Consider the following 14296-nt stretch of genomic DNA (forward strand, 5'->3'; position numbering starts at 1 on the left):
ATGAAGCAGGGAAGTATCCAGAGACTCTTCGACCAGTGGGTCGAAGCCACGGTGTTGTTTGAAGCTGGCCCCGACGAGTTCGGGACGGACGCCTGGCACCAGGCAATCGGGAAGATGTTGGCTTTCTCGCAAATGTTCTGCGAGCTCGCCGGTGATCAGACCACCTACCAAAAGACGCACTTCGCGGAATGCAAGGCGCAGAGCGAAGCCCGTAAAGACGAGATCCTCGCAAAGCACCGCGACCTCCGCGACGATGCCCTGGCTATGGCGGAGGCAGCAACCACCCACGAATAGGAAAACCCGCCTGATAGCAGCAGGCGGGTGTGGATCCAGAAAAGGAAAACCATGCAGAACAATACCACTTCAACATCAGCGGAGGGGCACATGATGACCCGTGAAGCTCTGGTGTATGACCGCCGGCGTCCGTCGGGAAAGCGCGCGAGTGTTCTTGCCCTGTCCCCGGAGCAGCGCGCATATCGCCGCGCCAACATGACCAGGCCGCAGACGGCACAGGCGGAAATGCACAACGCCTACGAGAAGCTGGGTGAAGCGCTCGGCAACTTCCAGATGTTCGACGCGACCGGGCACCCGGAGGACTGGCTTCCGCACACCATCGAGGCACTCGATGGGTTTCTCACTGCACTCCTTGGCTTCCAACGGGAGGTTAACGCTGTCGTAGCAAGCGACCCGTACTTCATTGCTGTCCGCGAGCGGCAGAACCTCGCACTAATCGAGCTGAACAGCAGCGTGACGCCTGCGGCAATCCTTGAGGACGCCTTGCGTCTCTCCGAAGGGGCGTCGTCCAAGGCAGCCCGCGTAGTGAAACGCATGGTTCACGGGCTCGAACTCCGGGAGGTGAACTGACCGATGGCGTGGATCAGAACAGCAGGCGGCGACGGGTACCTGTTTTACCGGTCTCGACGATTCTTCGGGGCAGGGGTTGAACTATTCGTCGCCGGGCTCGGTGTAGAGGGGCGCCGCTCCGCTACTTTGCAGGTCCAGGACCCAGTAACCGTACCGACGACGGCCAGAAAAGATATCCATAAAGTCGTCGTACTCATCCTCCGTGAGGGGCTGCAGGCACTCGGGTTCAGCGGCATCCGGGACATCGAGATAGATGTCATCGGTTGGCTCAAGCCAGAGCACCGGATTGCCAGGGGAGTAAAGCTTCACCGGCACACCGTATTGCTGCGCGTTCACCCAGGCAGCGTGGACATACGCGAAATCCCTCAAGGGGATTGGGTATTCACGGTCATCTTCGAAGCAAAGAGAGAAAACGCTGTTCGCCATGTCGTGAAGCGTATCCGCAAGGCGCGGGTGAAGCGCCGCACAGACCGAGCCTTCGCAGCAGGTACGAACATTCGGCGACGGGAGGTGAAGAAATGAGCACGTTCATCACTGTCCGCGAGTTCGCGGAGCGCACCGGCTACGCGGAGAAGACCATCCGAAAGCTCGTCCGCCGCGGCGAGATTCACTCCGGCCGGCGCCGTGGCCAGAAGCCCGGCAAGGGGGTGAAGATCCTGATCCCCGACTCGGAGGTCGAGCGCTTCGTGCGCATGGAGGAAGTCGCCTAGAGGGAATTGATAACGAGGGAGTTCGAACGATGCAGTATCTCGACTTGGCCGAAAGCGCAGGCCGTGAGCGTCAGCGAATGCTTCTGCGGCTGCACAATTCGGGCGTTGCCTCAGATGTCGAAGAGGTGGCGACGGAAGAACTGGACGGTCTCGTGAACCGTGGATTCGGCGTTTGCCATCCGGTCGTCCATCGACCACGCCCCGTAGGAGGGGACGGATCGTTGAACCCACTCGGGGACATCGAACTGGATCTTCCAGCTGACGTCTATACCGTCGTCTCCTTTAGGCGTGAAGCCGGGTTTGATGGCGATGCGGGCGAGCTCCAATTGCTCATCGTCCCGGATGAACGCTGCGAATTGATCGCATTTACGCGTTCGCGAGGCGTCGATAGCGAGAGACGGACCGTTGACCTCCAGTTCGATCACGCGCCAAGTCAGAGAGCGTCCACGGCGGTGGCGGTCGAGTCGAGCAAGCTCGTTGATCCACCACAATGCACTCCCGAGATGGCCGCCGGTCGAGTGGTAGGGCTGCGTGGCTTCGATGAATTCGCGCATCCGCTCGGACAAAGCGCTGGGTATCCGCTCGTGGAAGGACGCCGGACTGGTGGTCATCGGGTACGACAGTCTGCCGGCGTTCGGTGGGGGATCGGTGGCGGTGTCGTAGACGACGAGTTCATAGAACAGTCCGTCGAGCGCGGCCCTCAGATTGTAAAGCCACTCTCCGAACAGCACAGACAAGGCAGGAGGGAAGGGGTGTGTGCTTTCGACCATGATGATCTGCTCATTTGGGCGTCGGTCGATGTGTTTCCACCACCGGGTGGGCCTCCAGATGGTCGGACGCGATGTGCCACATCTCGTCTCGGTGCGTCGTCGCTCGCTGAACTCGCTCAAGGAGGACATCGAAATGTTTGTTCTGCCCCATAAGACCTAGGCCGCTTTCCGTGCTCGCAACTACCTCGGACGCACACAAGAAATCTGAACGAAAGGAGTGTTCTCGATGGACCTGAAGTGCAGCCAGAACTTTAGCACCGCACAGATGGTGTCAAAGGAGGAACGCATGCTCCTGCAGCTGTAACCGCCTCGAGCCCGTCCATGCCAGGTGGTCTGGCACGACTCATGTCCCCCTCGCGCTGCAGGCTTGCGCGCCGGTTCGAATCCGGGGACGGGCACTCGGAGGCGTAGTGCGGCTGCACCGTGTCGCACGTAAGGGCGCATCCGCGCCATTCGTTCGAGTCCTCTCGCTCGCGCGGCAAGGCGACCCTGCGCCTCCACCTAGACCAACTACAGAGGAGATCACCGTGAAAGAAATCGTGATTGTGGCTGACCCCACCCTGGTCACCGTCGCTATCAACCAAACCATTGACGTCATCTGGCCGCTGTTGCCGGCGGCCACACTCGCTGGGCTCGCGTGGGTGTAGTCATGGCAAAGACTGATCTGACTGCAATGGCGTCTGCCGTGGGGGTGCTGGAACGCGAGTTCCACCGACCGCCGATGGAGCACATCTCGCCGGCCGCGGCCGCGCTCCAGGACGACACCGCCGACGAACCGTTCATCCCGACGTGGCGTGACGCCGCACTCGCGGCCGCCGGCCTGGTCGTGTTCTGGGTGTTCTACGTCTGCACCTGGGTGCTGTTCGGAGGTGCGGCATGAGCGAGCAGGCATTAGCGCGCACCGAGCGCTGCACGCCCGTCTCCGAGGCCAACTTCGTCGCGGAGGTCCGCGACTTGGCCGCGTTCTACGACGGCCGGATCCCGGTGCATTGGCAGGACGCTCTTGAAGACCTCATTTACACGATCGAGAGGGAGCCCGACGATGCAGAAGATTAACCCCGAGCTGTACGCCCAGAATCACGCCGATAAGGCGGCACCGCAGTACACCGTGAAGATCGTCACGGCCTGGATGGCGGGCTTCGCCACGGCCTGCGTCATCCTCGCCGTCATCGGCCTGTGGGCATTAGGGACGGCGTAGATGGCGCCGATCACCCCGGGCGACGTCGCCCGCAAGACGAGCGAAAGCCAGGCCCGCCGCCTCCTCGGCGGCTTCGCCCCGGCCGTGGAAGACGTTGAGCGCATCTTCCACCATTTCGACACCCAGTCAACTGTGACCACGAGCCAAACCGCCGCCCTGCTCACCCTCGCGGTGGTGCTCACGATTCAGCCGGAGGAGGACCTGTGACCGACTCAAACCAGAACGGCTTCGCGCCGCGTGGCGCGTTCGGCGCTGCAGTGCCCGCCCGGGCGCCCGGCGTCAACCACCCACCCCAGACCACCGCCACCACACGAGACGGAGGGCAGACCATGACCGTCCCCCTCGCCACACTCGCGCCAGGCGAAGCCGCCGAATACGTCGGCTGCTGGTGCGAGCTGACGAACAAGCCTGGCGTCCTCGCCATCTACGAAGGGTCATTCCTCGGCGGACGAGTGAAGATCCCGACTGAAAGCTTTCCGCTGTATGCCGACCCGGAGCAGATCATCATCCGACCCGACCTCCCCCGGGCCTGGAACCCGGACGGATCACCTCCGAAGGAGCAGTGATGTATTCCTCCCACGTCTACGACTGCTCGCCGCGCATCACCGCCAGCGACGGCCAACCTAAGAGCGTCAGCGCCACAGCTGACGACTTGATGCGGCTCATGCCCCGAGGCGTCCGCACCGCGCTCGTGCCCCTGGCCAAAGGCGAGTGCGGCATCGACGACGTCCCGGACTACGCCCTCGAATGGCTTGAAAAGCACCACGCGATTGCACCCGCGCGCAAAGCCGGCATCAACTGGAAGCACGGTCCGAAGTTCAAGGCCTTGCTTCACCGAATCTCGGAGCGCCACAGATGAGGCGGGCGTGGTGTCAACGATGCGGCGCCGAAGCCTGGGAAGTGCAAGGACAATCCGGCCCGATACTCGTCGAGAACAAACCCGGCCGCGCCGGGGACCTCGTCCGGGTCAAGACAGCCCTCGCCGAAGGCACCTCGGTCTCGAACTGGTACGTCCACCGCTGCAGAGAGGTCAAGTACCCGCCGAAGCGCAACACTGCCGCCATGAACCGAGCGCTGCAGGTCGTCGGCCTCGATCCGATAGAGGAGCGGGGGGACAGTGCGTGAACGAGACCTCGACGACTGGTGGGCAGCCCTTCCGCAAAAGCGGAAGACACAGATCCACTCCTGGCTCTCAAAAGATGAAGACCCAGGCGAACTACCAAACCAAATCCCCCTTTTCCAGAAGGGACAGGAACAGGAAGGAGAAAAACTGTGACTGACTCAAGCTTCCTCTGCCGCATGGACAGCCTCGCCTTCGCCCTCAAAGCAGCCGTGAAGGTAGCCGGCAAGGACGAGCTCGCCTTCGTCCGCCTCCACCGACTCAACGGGGACACCCTCTCGGTCTCCGCGCTAGGCAACGACGTCTCATTCCGCGCCAAGCTCAAGGTCGACTTCATCCACTGGAACGACGACCGCGACGACCGCGTCGAGATCTCCAAGCACGCCGCCAACTCACTCGCCGGCTACCAAGTCAAAACGCCCGAGGGACTAGACGTCGAACCACTCGTCTCGATCCAAATCGGCCACGAACGCATCCGCGTCGAGGACGCCACCGGACTCTTCCAAACCGCCGGCGGGCGCGACGAACACCGACTCAAAGACCCGATCCTCCCCGGCGACCACGAGAAGATCTTCTACGACGCCGCAAGCGCACCGGGCGCACCGTTCTGGATAACCCCCGAGGCCATCGGCACCATCGCAGGCGTGGCCAAAGTGCTCCACCGCCGAATCGTCATGCTCAAACGCTCTGAACCGGCCGAGTTCGCCTCCCGCTGGTACGTCCTCGGCGACGACTGGCAGATGACCATCTCGAACAAGGAGAAGCTCCGCCACGCCGAACCGGTGGCCACCCCGCCCGCCGGAGACGACCCGGAGCAGACCGCCCTCCCGCCGCGCCGAATGCTCGCCCTGCCCGTCGGAGGTCTTGCATGACAGCAGCCGCTTTTCCGCCACCGTTTATCACCCGCGGCCTCCACTATCGGTATCCCGACTTCCTCGATGCCGTATTCCAGCCAGTTTCCGACGCGCTCCCGGAGGTCCTCCGTCTCATGGAGACTTTCAAAAACGCGGGGGTGCGATTCCCGACCCCCTTAGAAGAGGAGTGCGCCCGCGCGACACAGAGTTACTTCCAACAGCACGCCGATAACTTCGCCACGCCGAGCGATGGACTAGTCCGCGCAGGAGGAGAACCTCGGTGATCTTCGCAGAAGAATCCCTCTGGGGGTTAGAACCAGGAGCAGAAACAACCGCCCTATGCTGGCACAAGCGGCAGAGTACCGGTGTCTCGCCGTGGGACGGCTCACACCCCCGCGAGTCGTACGAGGAAGTCTCCGCACGCCACGAGGAGGCACGTCTGCGTTGCCACCGCTGCCCACTGCTCGAAGCATGCGAACGCGCACTTAGCGACATGGAGAAGCAAAGCCTCCGCGTCGACGGCGTCATGGCGGGCCGGTACTCCGACGTCATCGCGTACTCCAATGGCGAGCGCAGGTTCGTGCAAACCACCTGCCGCGGCTGCCGCGCACCCCTGCGGCCACAAGGAGGAGTGAGCAACAACCGGAAGTTCCCCGCCGGAGCGCGCGACCATCGGGGCGAAGGACTATGCGATCAGTGCTACCCACGCCTCGCGCGGGCAGTGCGCAACCCGCCACCACCATCGCCGAAACGCTCTTACCAAGAGAACAACCCAATAGGCACCCCACGACCATGATCACAACAACCATCAGAGAGGAGATGCGCACATGTCCTGGCTGCGGATCGGCGACGACGCCACCACCCACCCGTACATGGCCAAGCTCCTCGTCGCCACCAACCTCAACCACCAAGAAAAGAACGAAGCCTTTGGAGTACTCGTCCAACTCGCCTCCGTCTCCGCCGGACACCTCACCGACTACCTCGTCGAATACGGCTCCCTCGCCCAAGTCGCGCCGGGCCGCGAGCGCGAGGTGCTCAACGTCCTCAAAAAAGCCGGCCTCGCCACCGAAGTGGAGGTGGACGAGCATAAGGCGATTCGCCTGGTCATTAATGACGAAAAGTTTGTCCACGCGAAGCGGCGTGAAGAGGTTGAGGCAGACAGGCGTCGAGCGCGGGATAAGCGCACTCCTGGACTCCTCGCGCAGGTGCGCGTACGCGATGGAGACAGCTGCCGTTGGTGTGCGAAGTCTGTCAGCTGGTCCGTTCGAACCGGCTTCCGTGCGGCGACGTACGATTCGCTCAGCAGCCACAAGGACAGCACCGTCGACACCCTTGTCGTCGCGTGTAGTCCCTGCAATACGAAACGCGGCAATGGTGAGCAGCTGAAACTCCTTGCACCACCGACCCCAGAAAGGATGATTTACGGGCCAGAAACAGTAGATTTCGTCAATCGAGACAAGTGGTGCCAGGACCACGGCATCCATATTGAGCCAACCCAGCCGACACTTCCCTTCGCGGCCACTAGGCAGCAGCAGGACGAGAAGGCAGCAGCGCCCGAAGCGGCAGCAGCGCCAGCCCACCGAGCAGCGCCACGGCACGCAGCGCCGACCTCCGACGAGGAGGAGCCGGCATGGCTCCGGCAACCGAGCTCTGATTTCGTATCCCGCCCCGCCCCCGCAGCAGCGCCCGAAGCGGCAGCAGCGCGACCCGGCGACGAGGCAGCAGCGGCCACTAGGCAGCAGCAGGATGAGAAGGCAGCAGCGCCCGAAGCGGCAGCAGCGCCAGCCCACCGAGCAGCGCCACGGCAGGCAGCGCCCAATGCGCCGAAAGGCGGCGGAGATAACGAAAAGGTAACGAAATCAGAGCGCGTCCTAGGACGCCCGGGTGACGGACCCGAGAACGTCGGGTCGGGACGGGTCGGGACGGGTCGGGACGGGTCGGGACGGGAAGGTTCGGCTCGAAAGCGCCGAAGGCGCGGGAAGAGGGGAGGGAAGTATAAGTGAGCATTGATGATTTAGGTAGACACCTGTACTGGTTGGAGATTGATGGGGATCTTCTTGATGATCTTCTTGTTCCTCGTCAGCCGACGTCTGGTGAGAACGCTGGGCGTCCGCCTCAGCGTGGGAAGTCGAAGCCCCCGGTAGTGCTGGGCGTGGTGGACCTCAAGGCTGAGGTGGAGGAAATGCTCGGGTACTGGTGCGGCCAGCTGGTGGCGTCGGTTCCCGATCTTGGGCCACCACCGTCGAGTCGGCGTATCGCTGCCCGGGCGGGGTGGTTGCGTGGCCATGCCGCTGAATTGTTCGCGATGCCGTGGGCGGAGATGATGGCCGATGAGGTGGCGTCGCGGGCCCGCTTGGTTCGTGACGTGGTGTCGCCGCCTGAGAGAGAGCGCCCCGGAGCCGATTGAGGAGGGCACCACCCGGGAGATTGAATCATGGCTGCGACTTCTCGGTGTGCCTGCGAGTCGGGCGTCGCTTCGGCGGTGGATTGATGCCGGCGATCTTGAGTGCCGCATGCTTGATGATGGGCGGCGTGTGGTGCGCTTGGCTGACGCTATTGAACTGGCGAAACGTCGCCGATTCAGTGGTGGCCCACCTAGCGTTGTAAGCTGACGCTCGAAAGAGCTATGGCCCCGGTGACATGTTCCGGGGCCTTTGTCGTGTCCGCGGGAGGTGAGCCTTTGGCGTGGAATGATCGGGCGACGAAGGAGCGGCGCAAGCAGTTCCGGGAGGAACACGAGGCGCTGCAGTCGGTGTGCTGGCTTTGTCGGCAGCCGATTGACTACGCCGCGGCGCCGCAGTCGGTGAACGCATTCGAGCCGGATCACGTCTTGCCGCGCTCGACGCACCCGGAGCTGGAAGATGACCCGGAGAATTGGCGGCCGTCGCACGCGTCGTGCAACCGGTCGCGCAAAGATGGTGCTCCGCCGCCGGACCTCGGTTCGTGCTCGGAGCAGTGGTGAAGGGGGGAGGGGCCTTGAGATCGCTGGCGTTCGTGCCTGGCCGCCTCCGGGCGGGTGAGGTGGCCTCTCTCCCCGCGAGGTATCCCCCCTAGGGCCGAGGCCAGTAGCGGGGTCGAGCTGTGGAAATGGAGGTTGACCGTGGACAAAGTTTCCGGGCGCCCTGTGGGCGAGCTAGAGCAGGCGTTTCTTGATTCGCTTGCGGCGCTGGAGGAGCAACCGCCCGCCGAGTACGGCGGCGTCGTCGCTCTCGGCCGGGCGTACGCGGAGAACATCGACGAGTCGCGCTCGACGGACACGGAGACGGCGACGAAGTCGCTGTACCTGGGCCCGCACCTGCTGGGCGTGATGAAGTTGCTCGGCATCGCTCCGACCGAGGCACCGGAGACTGCCGGGACGAAGAAGGGCGGCACGACCAGCCCGGACGTCATCGACATCATGCGCCGCATGAGCCGAGAGACTGCCCAGGAGAATGGGGCGTAAGGGCTATACCGAGCCGCGTTTCTATACCCCGCCACTGCGGGAACTCACCCCAGAGACCTCGAAGGGATTCGAAGTTATCGAGTTCGCCGAGCTGCTCGGTATTGAGCTGTACCCGTGGCAGAAGTGGGTGCTGATCCACGGACTTGAACTGCTGCCGAACGGGGAGTTCCGGGTCAAGGTCGTCATCGTCGAGGTCGCCCGCCAGAACGGCAAGACGCTGCTGATGGTGGTGCTCGGCCTGTGGCGGATGTTCCAGTTCGGCGCGTCGCGCATCATCTCGGCCGCGCAGTCGCTCGGTGACGCCGAGGACACGCTCGACGAGGCGTTCGCGATCGCGGCGTGGAACCCGGTGTTGCGCTACTTCTTGCCGGACAACCCGCGCGCGGACGAGGAGGACGATGCCTACAACGGCGCGTACCGCTCCCGCGCCAACGGCAAGCCGGCAATGGAGCTCGCGCTCGCACCCCGGCCGGAAGCGCTCGACCTGGCAGGCAAGATGCCGATCTGGTCGCTGGCGGTGACCTCGCGTAAGGGCGGCCGCTCGAAGTCGGCAGACCTGGCGCTGCTCGACGAGCTGCGCGAGCACCTGGATTGGGAAGCGTGGAACGCCATCGTGCCGACCTCGCGTAACCGGCCGCAGTCGCAGACGTGGGGCTTGTCCAACGCCGGAGACCTTCGCTCGGTCGTGCTCCGCTCCCTCCGGGAATCGGCCATCAAGCAGATTGACGATGGGACGTCGGACGCGAGCCGCACGGCGTTCTTCTCGTACTCGGCCCACCCGGACGCTGACGTCCTCGACCCGGACGCGCACGCTCAGGCGAACCCCTCGATGGGCTACTCGAATCTCACCGCCGATTCGATCATGGCGGAGGCCAAGGACGCGGTCGCCGGTGACAACGAGGCCGGTTTCCGCGCCGAGTGCCTGTGTCAATGGCAAGACGTGCTCACCCCGGGAAAGATTTCCCTCAAGCTCTGGGAATCGCTCACAGACCCCACCTCGGCGCGCGCGCCGGGCGCGGAGGTGTTCGTGGGCGTCGACGTGGCCTTGGACGGCCGTTGGGCGCATGTGGCCATCGCATCGCAGCGTGAGGACGGCCTGTGGCACGTCGAGATCGTGGCCAGCCGCGCCGGGTACCGGTGGGTACCCGCGTGGCTCGCGGCGCGCAAGGGCCGAGGGTGGTTCTCCGGGACGGTGGGCATGCAGGTTCGCGGCTCCGCCTCGGCGGCGCTGCTGCCCCTCCTGCAGGAGGCCGGCATCGAGGTCGCGGAGTGGCAGGGCACGGACATGTCGGCGTCGGTGCTCGGCTTTGTCACGGAGATCAAAAACCGCGGTATCCGCCACCGCGACCAGCCGGTGCTGACGGTGTCGGTGGAAGGAGCGGTGGAGAAGCGCCGCGGCGACATTTTCATCTGGGATCGCGAGAAGTCAGCGACCGACGCGGCGCCGACCGTGGCCGCGAATATCGCGTGGTGGATGGCCACCAGGCACGAAACGACAGTGACCTCGGCATACGACGATGAAAACTATGACGCTCCCGCGCAGGAGTTCGAAATCGACGAGCCACAAGACGATGAGGACTTTGACGACGGCGGACTGATGTTCGTCTAAGGAGGTGATGCCCGTGGGTATCTTCAGCAGGCTATTCGGGCGTCTCGAAGAGACCGCGGCCATCGTGGCCAACTCCGACGACGAGTACATGTTCTCCGCCCCAATCTTCACCGCTCTCGCCCGGGACGTGGACAAGCTCGGCGCCGCGGAGCTCTACGCCCAGCAGCCGCACCTGCGCACGGTGGTGACCTTCATCGCCGAGCAGATCGCCGCGGTATCGCTGCACACCTTCGAACACAAGCCGGACGGCGGCCGCGAGCGCGTCCGCATCGGCGACGAGACCGGCGACGATTCGCTTTACGCCGACCGCCCGGGCCTTGTGCCGCAGTTGATGCAAAAGCCCAACAAGCACCAGCTCATGCAGGACCTGCTGCGCGCGTCCATCCTGGATTACCTGCTTTTCGACGAGTTCATGTGGGCGATCGACGAGGCACCCGACAAGCTGCCGGAGATAGTCCGCATCCCGGTGTCCTGGATCATCGGCCGCAAGTGGAAAGACCCGTGGACACTCAAAGCGATCCGCATCCGCGACAACCGCGGCTACGTCCGCGAGTACAGCGGCGAGAAGCTGATCCACGTCCACGGCTACAACCCGGAGTACGAGGAAATCGGCGTCTCTCCGGTCGACTCCCTTAAGGAGACCCTCCGCGAGCAGCTGCAGGCCGCGTCCTACCGCTCGGAGCTGTGGCGCAACGGCCCGCGCCTCGGCGGGGTCATCACCCGCCCCCCGGAGAAGGACGTCGGGAAATGGTCGCCGGAGGGCCGTCGCCGCTTCAAGGCGTCGCTCGCGGCGCAATACAGCGCCGGCGGCTCCAACGCCGGCGGCACCATGGTCCTGGAAGACGGCATGAAGTTCGAGCCGCAGCACCTCAACGCCAAAGACGAGCAACTACCGGAGATGACCAAGCTATCGCTCTCCACCGTCGCGCAGGTCTACCACGTCAACCCCACCATGGTCGGCCTGCTGGACAACGCCAACTACTCCAACGTCCAGGCCTTCCGCCAAAGCCTCTACGTCGACAGCCTTGGCCCGCTGATCAAGCAGATCGAGGGCACCATCAACTCCTTTGTCCTGCCCATGCTCAAGGTCGACGAGACCCGCTACTACGTCGAGTTCAACCTCGAAGAGAAACTGCGCGGCAACTTCGAAGAACAGGCAGCTATGCAGACTGCCGCCGCCGGCGGCCCGTGGATGACCATCAACGAGGTTCGCGCCATGCGCAACCTCCCAGCCCTCGAAGGCGGAGACGACCTCATTCGACCGCTCAACGTCACCACCGCCACCGCCGACCAAGGCGAGCCGCAAGACCCGCCGCCGGCACTCAACCCCGCGCCGGGAGGTGACCCGCCATGATCCACGTAGTAATGGGCCCGCCTTGCTCCGGCAAGACCACCTTCGTCGAGACCACCGCCGCGCCGGGCGTGGCCCGTTTCGACCTCGAACAGGTCGCGTCCACCATCGCCGCACAACCAGTGGCAGACACCGCGCCGGGCACCGTGCTCGACGCGGTACTTGCTATGCGCCGAGGGCTCACCGGGTGGCTCCTCGACGTCGAAGCCCCGGTCGAAGAGTTCTGGCTAATCAACTCCCGCCCACCCGACACCCTCATTGCCGCACTCGCAGCCCAAGGCGCGCAGTTCCACGTCATCGACTCGGGCGAGGAGGAGTGCATTGCCCGGGCGATCCGCGCCGGGCGGCCTGATTCGACGGTGGAGCGGATCAAGCAGTGGTACCTCAACCCGCCGGAGATACCGGGGGAGAAAGGAGACAACGTGAAGACCAAGACCATCACTGTTGGGCTCAAGGCAACCCCCGACGACGTCGACATCGCAGATGCCGGCACCTTCGAGGGCTACGCCAGCGTGTTCAACAACACCGACACCTACGGAGACGTGATTCGACCGGGCGCGTTCGCCGAGACCATCAATGACTTCCAGGAGCGCGGCCGGGTGATTCCGGTGCTCTACGGCCACGATTTCAGCGACCCGTTCTCGAACATCGGGGCCGTGGAGGAGATCGTTGAGGACGGCCACGGGCTCCGGGTGAAGGCGAGGCTTGATCTGGACAACCCGAAAGCTGCCCAGGTCTACCGGCTGATGAAAGCAAAGCGGCTCAACGAGATGTCGTTCGCGTTCAACGTCCTTGACGGCAGCTGGGCCGAGATCGACGGCGAGGAAATTTACGAGATCAAGCGCGTGAAGCTCTTCGAAGTCTCGGTCGTTCCTGTCGGCGCGAATCCGCAGGCCGAAATTCTCACCGTCAAGCAGGCAACCGAAGCGCTGGTGACCGCTGCGAAGCAGGCTAACCCAGCAGTTGCCGAGTCCGTGGCCAAGCACGCGGGCTCCATCGCCGCGCTCCTGGACCCCGCCGCGGAAAACGGCGCGGAGGCCCCCCCGGAGCCAAACCACGCCAAAGACGGCGACGTCGCCGTCTTCGAAGCAACCGTCAAATTCCTCGAAAGGAAGCACTATGTCTAAGACCCTCATGGAAAAGCGTGCGACGGCGATGGACGCCGTCCGCTCCGCACTTGCTAACTACAAGGCCAACCCGACCGACGACAACCTCCGCGGCGACCTTGAGTCCGCGATTAACACCGTCGACGAGATCGACGCCGAGCTGCGCGCCGCCGAGGTCACGGTCAACGCGGAGAAGCTTCTCTCCGGCGCTACGTTCGAGGCCGCCCCCGGCCAGAAGTCGGCAGAGCCGCACACGATCGGCCACCACTTCGCCAAGCACGGCCTGGACATGGTCAAGCGCCAGAAGAACGGCGAGCGCCTGGACTTCGCCGTGCCGGAGTTCGAAGTCAAGGCCGCCAACGACCCGATGGTCCGTCCCGTCGACGACGCTCCGCTGGCGGGGTGGGGCACCACTTTTCAGCGCTCCATCGTCAACCAGCGCCGCGAGCAGCTTGTTGTCGCAGACCTCATGGGGTCCGCCTCCGTCTCCCAGCCGGTAATCAAGTACCTCGTCGAGAAGGCGAAGCGCATCGTCGAGGGTGCGTTCGCCACCGTCGCCGAGGGTGCGCAGAAGCCCTACATCCGCTACGACTCCTTCGACGTTGTCACCGAGTCTCTGTCCAAGATCGCGGCCCTGACCAAGGTCTCCGACGAGATGGCGGCAGACTACGGCTTCATCGTCGACTGGATTAACAACCAGCTCGTCTACGACCTCTCCGTCGCGGAAGAGTTCCAGCTCATGCAGGGCGACGGCCAGGGCTCCAACCTGCGCGGTCTGCTCAACCGCGAGGGCATTCAGGAATTCAACATCGACGCCACCGACCCCATCGAGCAGCTCAAGGGCCTGTACGAGGCGTCCCGCCTGCCGGGCCGCGCCACGAACCTCTCCGCTGACGCGCTGGTGCTCAACGAGCTCGACTACGGTCGCATGCGCCTCGCCCAGGATGCGAACGGCCAGTTCCTCGCCGGAGGCCCGTTCACTGGCCAGTACGGCAACGGCGGCGTCCTGATCAACCCGCCCGTCTGGGGGTTGAAGACCGTCACCACCAACGCTGCGGTGCCGGAGGGCACCTACGTGGTGGGCAACTTCCGCCAAGGCGCGACCGTGCTGCGCAAGGGCGGTGTCCGCGTCGACGCGGCCAACCAGAACGAGCGGGATTTCGAGGAGAACTTGATCACGCTGCGCGCCGAAGAGCGTGTCGGCCTGATGGTTCCGCTGCCGGCAGCGTTCGTCACCGGCACCCTTGGCACGCCTGGGGCAGGTGCGTAACC

At 64.2% G+C, this 14296-nt stretch carries 20 protein-coding genes; 18 read left to right on the forward strand and 2 right to left on the reverse strand.

What is annotated here, in order from left to right:
• Together CJEDD_RS01020 and CJEDD_RS01025 are read left to right on the forward strand one after the other, a co-directional pair.
• The gene (locus CJEDD_RS01020; RefSeq protein ID WP_042405950.1) at positions 1-294 is read left to right on the forward strand and encodes a hypothetical protein; all 294 of its coding nucleotides are present in this window, start codon (positions 1-3) and stop codon (positions 292-294) included.
• Positions 295-345: 51 nt separating this feature from the next.
• On the forward strand, positions 346-864 hold the full coding sequence (locus tag CJEDD_RS01025) for a hypothetical protein (protein WP_157034419.1): 519 nt from the start codon (positions 346-348) through the stop codon (positions 862-864).
• Positions 865-945: 81 nt separating this feature from the next.
• Here CJEDD_RS01025 and CJEDD_RS01030 read toward each other — a convergent pair whose 3' ends face one another.
• A complete protein-coding gene (locus CJEDD_RS01030) occupies positions 946-1290 on the reverse strand; it encodes a hypothetical protein (RefSeq protein ID WP_042405954.1) in 345 nt (114 codons plus the stop codon).
• A 92-nt stretch (positions 1291-1382) separates the two neighbouring features.
• On the opposite strand from CJEDD_RS01030, the gene CJEDD_RS01035 reads away from it, so the two are divergent.
• Positions 1383-1574: a helix-turn-helix domain-containing protein gene (locus CJEDD_RS01035; protein WP_042405956.1), complete on the forward strand. Its 192-nt coding sequence runs from the start codon at positions 1383-1385 to the stop codon at positions 1572-1574.
• A gap of 110 nt (positions 1575-1684) precedes the next feature.
• Here CJEDD_RS01035 and CJEDD_RS01040 read toward each other — a convergent pair whose 3' ends face one another.
• Complete coding sequence (locus CJEDD_RS01040; RefSeq protein WP_157034420.1) at positions 1685-2311, reverse strand: hypothetical protein; 627 nt, start codon at positions 2309-2311, stop codon at positions 1685-1687.
• Positions 2312-2993: 682 nt separating this feature from the next.
• Here CJEDD_RS01040 and CJEDD_RS01045 point away from each other — a divergent pair.
• The 15 genes from CJEDD_RS01045 to CJEDD_RS01115 all read left to right on the forward strand — a co-directional run bounded on the left by CJEDD_RS01045 (position 2994) and on the right by CJEDD_RS01115 (position 14294).
• On the forward strand, positions 2994-3224 hold the full coding sequence (locus tag CJEDD_RS01045; RefSeq protein ID WP_157034421.1) for a hypothetical protein: 231 nt from the start codon (positions 2994-2996) through the stop codon (positions 3222-3224).
• Positions 3221-3400, forward strand: a complete 180-nt coding sequence (locus CJEDD_RS01050; RefSeq protein ID WP_042405962.1) for a hypothetical protein — start codon at positions 3221-3223, stop codon at positions 3398-3400. Before CJEDD_RS01045 ends, CJEDD_RS01050 begins: the two co-directional genes overlap by 4 nt.
• Positions 3387-3542 (forward strand): hypothetical protein, encoded by a 156-nt coding sequence (locus tag CJEDD_RS01055; protein WP_157034422.1) that lies wholly within the window; start codon positions 3387-3389, stop codon positions 3540-3542. Before CJEDD_RS01050 ends, CJEDD_RS01055 begins: the two co-directional genes overlap by 14 nt.
• On the forward strand, positions 3543-3749 hold the full coding sequence (locus CJEDD_RS01060) for a hypothetical protein (RefSeq protein WP_042405964.1): 207 nt from the start codon (positions 3543-3545) through the stop codon (positions 3747-3749). It begins immediately after the preceding gene.
• Positions 3746-4108, forward strand: a complete 363-nt coding sequence (locus tag CJEDD_RS01065) for a hypothetical protein (protein WP_042405966.1) — start codon at positions 3746-3748, stop codon at positions 4106-4108. The genes CJEDD_RS01060 and CJEDD_RS01065 overlap by 4 nt, the downstream gene beginning before the upstream one ends.
• Entirely contained in the window at positions 4108-4401 is a 294-nt protein-coding gene (locus CJEDD_RS01070; protein WP_042405968.1) for a hypothetical protein, read from the forward strand. Before CJEDD_RS01065 ends, CJEDD_RS01070 begins: the two co-directional genes overlap by 1 nt.
• 413 nt (positions 4402-4814) lie before the next feature.
• On the forward strand, positions 4815-5534 hold the full coding sequence (locus CJEDD_RS01075; RefSeq protein ID WP_157034423.1) for a hypothetical protein: 720 nt from the start codon (positions 4815-4817) through the stop codon (positions 5532-5534).
• Between the two features lie 809 nt (positions 5535-6343).
• Complete coding sequence (locus CJEDD_RS01080) at positions 6344-7519, forward strand: hypothetical protein (protein ID WP_074432489.1); 1176 nt, start codon at positions 6344-6346, stop codon at positions 7517-7519.
• Positions 7516-7923, forward strand: coding sequence for a hypothetical protein (locus CJEDD_RS01085; RefSeq protein WP_157034424.1), 408 nt, complete (start codon positions 7516-7518; stop codon positions 7921-7923). The genes CJEDD_RS01080 and CJEDD_RS01085 overlap by 4 nt, the downstream gene beginning before the upstream one ends.
• Positions 7924-8196: 273 nt before the next feature.
• Positions 8197-8478 carry an HNH endonuclease gene (locus CJEDD_RS01090; RefSeq protein ID WP_042405981.1) on the forward strand — a complete coding sequence of 94 codons (282 nt, stop codon included), beginning with the start codon at positions 8197-8199 and terminating at the stop codon, positions 8476-8478.
• A 138-nt stretch (positions 8479-8616) separates the two neighbouring features.
• Positions 8617-8958, forward strand: a complete 342-nt coding sequence (locus CJEDD_RS01095; RefSeq protein ID WP_042405976.1) for a terminase small subunit — start codon at positions 8617-8619, stop codon at positions 8956-8958.
• Positions 8948-10567: a terminase large subunit gene (locus CJEDD_RS01100; protein WP_042405978.1), complete on the forward strand. Its 1620-nt coding sequence runs from the start codon at positions 8948-8950 to the stop codon at positions 10565-10567. The genes CJEDD_RS01095 and CJEDD_RS01100 overlap by 11 nt, the downstream gene beginning before the upstream one ends.
• Positions 10568-10574: 7 nt before the next feature.
• The gene (locus CJEDD_RS01105; RefSeq protein ID WP_273657572.1) at positions 10575-11921 is read left to right on the forward strand and encodes a phage portal protein; all 1347 of its coding nucleotides are present in this window, start codon (positions 10575-10577) and stop codon (positions 11919-11921) included.
• Positions 11918-13045: an HK97 family phage prohead protease gene (locus CJEDD_RS01110; RefSeq protein WP_042405706.1), complete on the forward strand. Its 1128-nt coding sequence runs from the start codon at positions 11918-11920 to the stop codon at positions 13043-13045. Before CJEDD_RS01105 ends, CJEDD_RS01110 begins: the two co-directional genes overlap by 4 nt.
• Positions 13038-14294: a phage major capsid protein gene (locus CJEDD_RS01115; RefSeq protein WP_042405704.1), complete on the forward strand. Its 1257-nt coding sequence runs from the start codon at positions 13038-13040 to the stop codon at positions 14292-14294. The genes CJEDD_RS01110 and CJEDD_RS01115 overlap by 8 nt, the downstream gene beginning before the upstream one ends.
• Positions 14295-14296 lie beyond the last annotated feature (2 nt).

Origin of the sequence: Corynebacterium jeddahense (assembly GCF_028609865.1) — a bacterium.
In the GTDB taxonomy this organism is placed as follows: domain Bacteria; phylum Actinomycetota; class Actinomycetes; order Mycobacteriales; family Mycobacteriaceae; genus Corynebacterium; species Corynebacterium jeddahense.

Coding starts and splice junctions, on each gene's coding strand:
- CJEDD_RS01020 (WP_042405950.1), top strand. CDS start 1: ATGAAGCAGGGAAGTATCCAGAGACTCTTCGACCAGTGGGTCGAAGCC.
- CJEDD_RS01025 (WP_157034419.1), top strand. CDS start 346: ATGCAGAACAATACCACTTCAACATCAGCGGAGGGGCACATGATGACC.
- CJEDD_RS01030 (WP_042405954.1), bottom strand. CDS start 1,290: ATGGCGAACAGCGTTTTCTCTCTTTGCTTCGAAGATGACCGTGAATAC.
- CJEDD_RS01035 (WP_042405956.1), top strand. CDS start 1,383: ATGAGCACGTTCATCACTGTCCGCGAGTTCGCGGAGCGCACCGGCTAC.
- CJEDD_RS01045 (WP_157034421.1), top strand. CDS start 2,994: ATGGCAAAGACTGATCTGACTGCAATGGCGTCTGCCGTGGGGGTGCTG.
- CJEDD_RS01050 (WP_042405962.1), top strand. CDS start 3,221: ATGAGCGAGCAGGCATTAGCGCGCACCGAGCGCTGCACGCCCGTCTCC.
- CJEDD_RS01055 (WP_157034422.1), top strand. CDS start 3,387: ATGCAGAAGATTAACCCCGAGCTGTACGCCCAGAATCACGCCGATAAG.
- CJEDD_RS01060 (WP_042405964.1), top strand. CDS start 3,543: ATGGCGCCGATCACCCCGGGCGACGTCGCCCGCAAGACGAGCGAAAGC.
- CJEDD_RS01070 (WP_042405968.1), top strand. CDS start 4,108: ATGTATTCCTCCCACGTCTACGACTGCTCGCCGCGCATCACCGCCAGC.
- CJEDD_RS01080 (WP_074432489.1), top strand. CDS start 6,344: ATGTCCTGGCTGCGGATCGGCGACGACGCCACCACCCACCCGTACATG.
- CJEDD_RS01100 (WP_042405978.1), top strand. CDS start 8,948: ATGGGGCGTAAGGGCTATACCGAGCCGCGTTTCTATACCCCGCCACTG.
- CJEDD_RS01105 (WP_273657572.1), top strand. CDS start 10,575: ATGCCCGTGGGTATCTTCAGCAGGCTATTCGGGCGTCTCGAAGAGACC.
- CJEDD_RS01110 (WP_042405706.1), top strand. CDS start 11,918: ATGATCCACGTAGTAATGGGCCCGCCTTGCTCCGGCAAGACCACCTTC.
- CJEDD_RS01115 (WP_042405704.1), top strand. CDS start 13,038: ATGTCTAAGACCCTCATGGAAAAGCGTGCGACGGCGATGGACGCCGTC.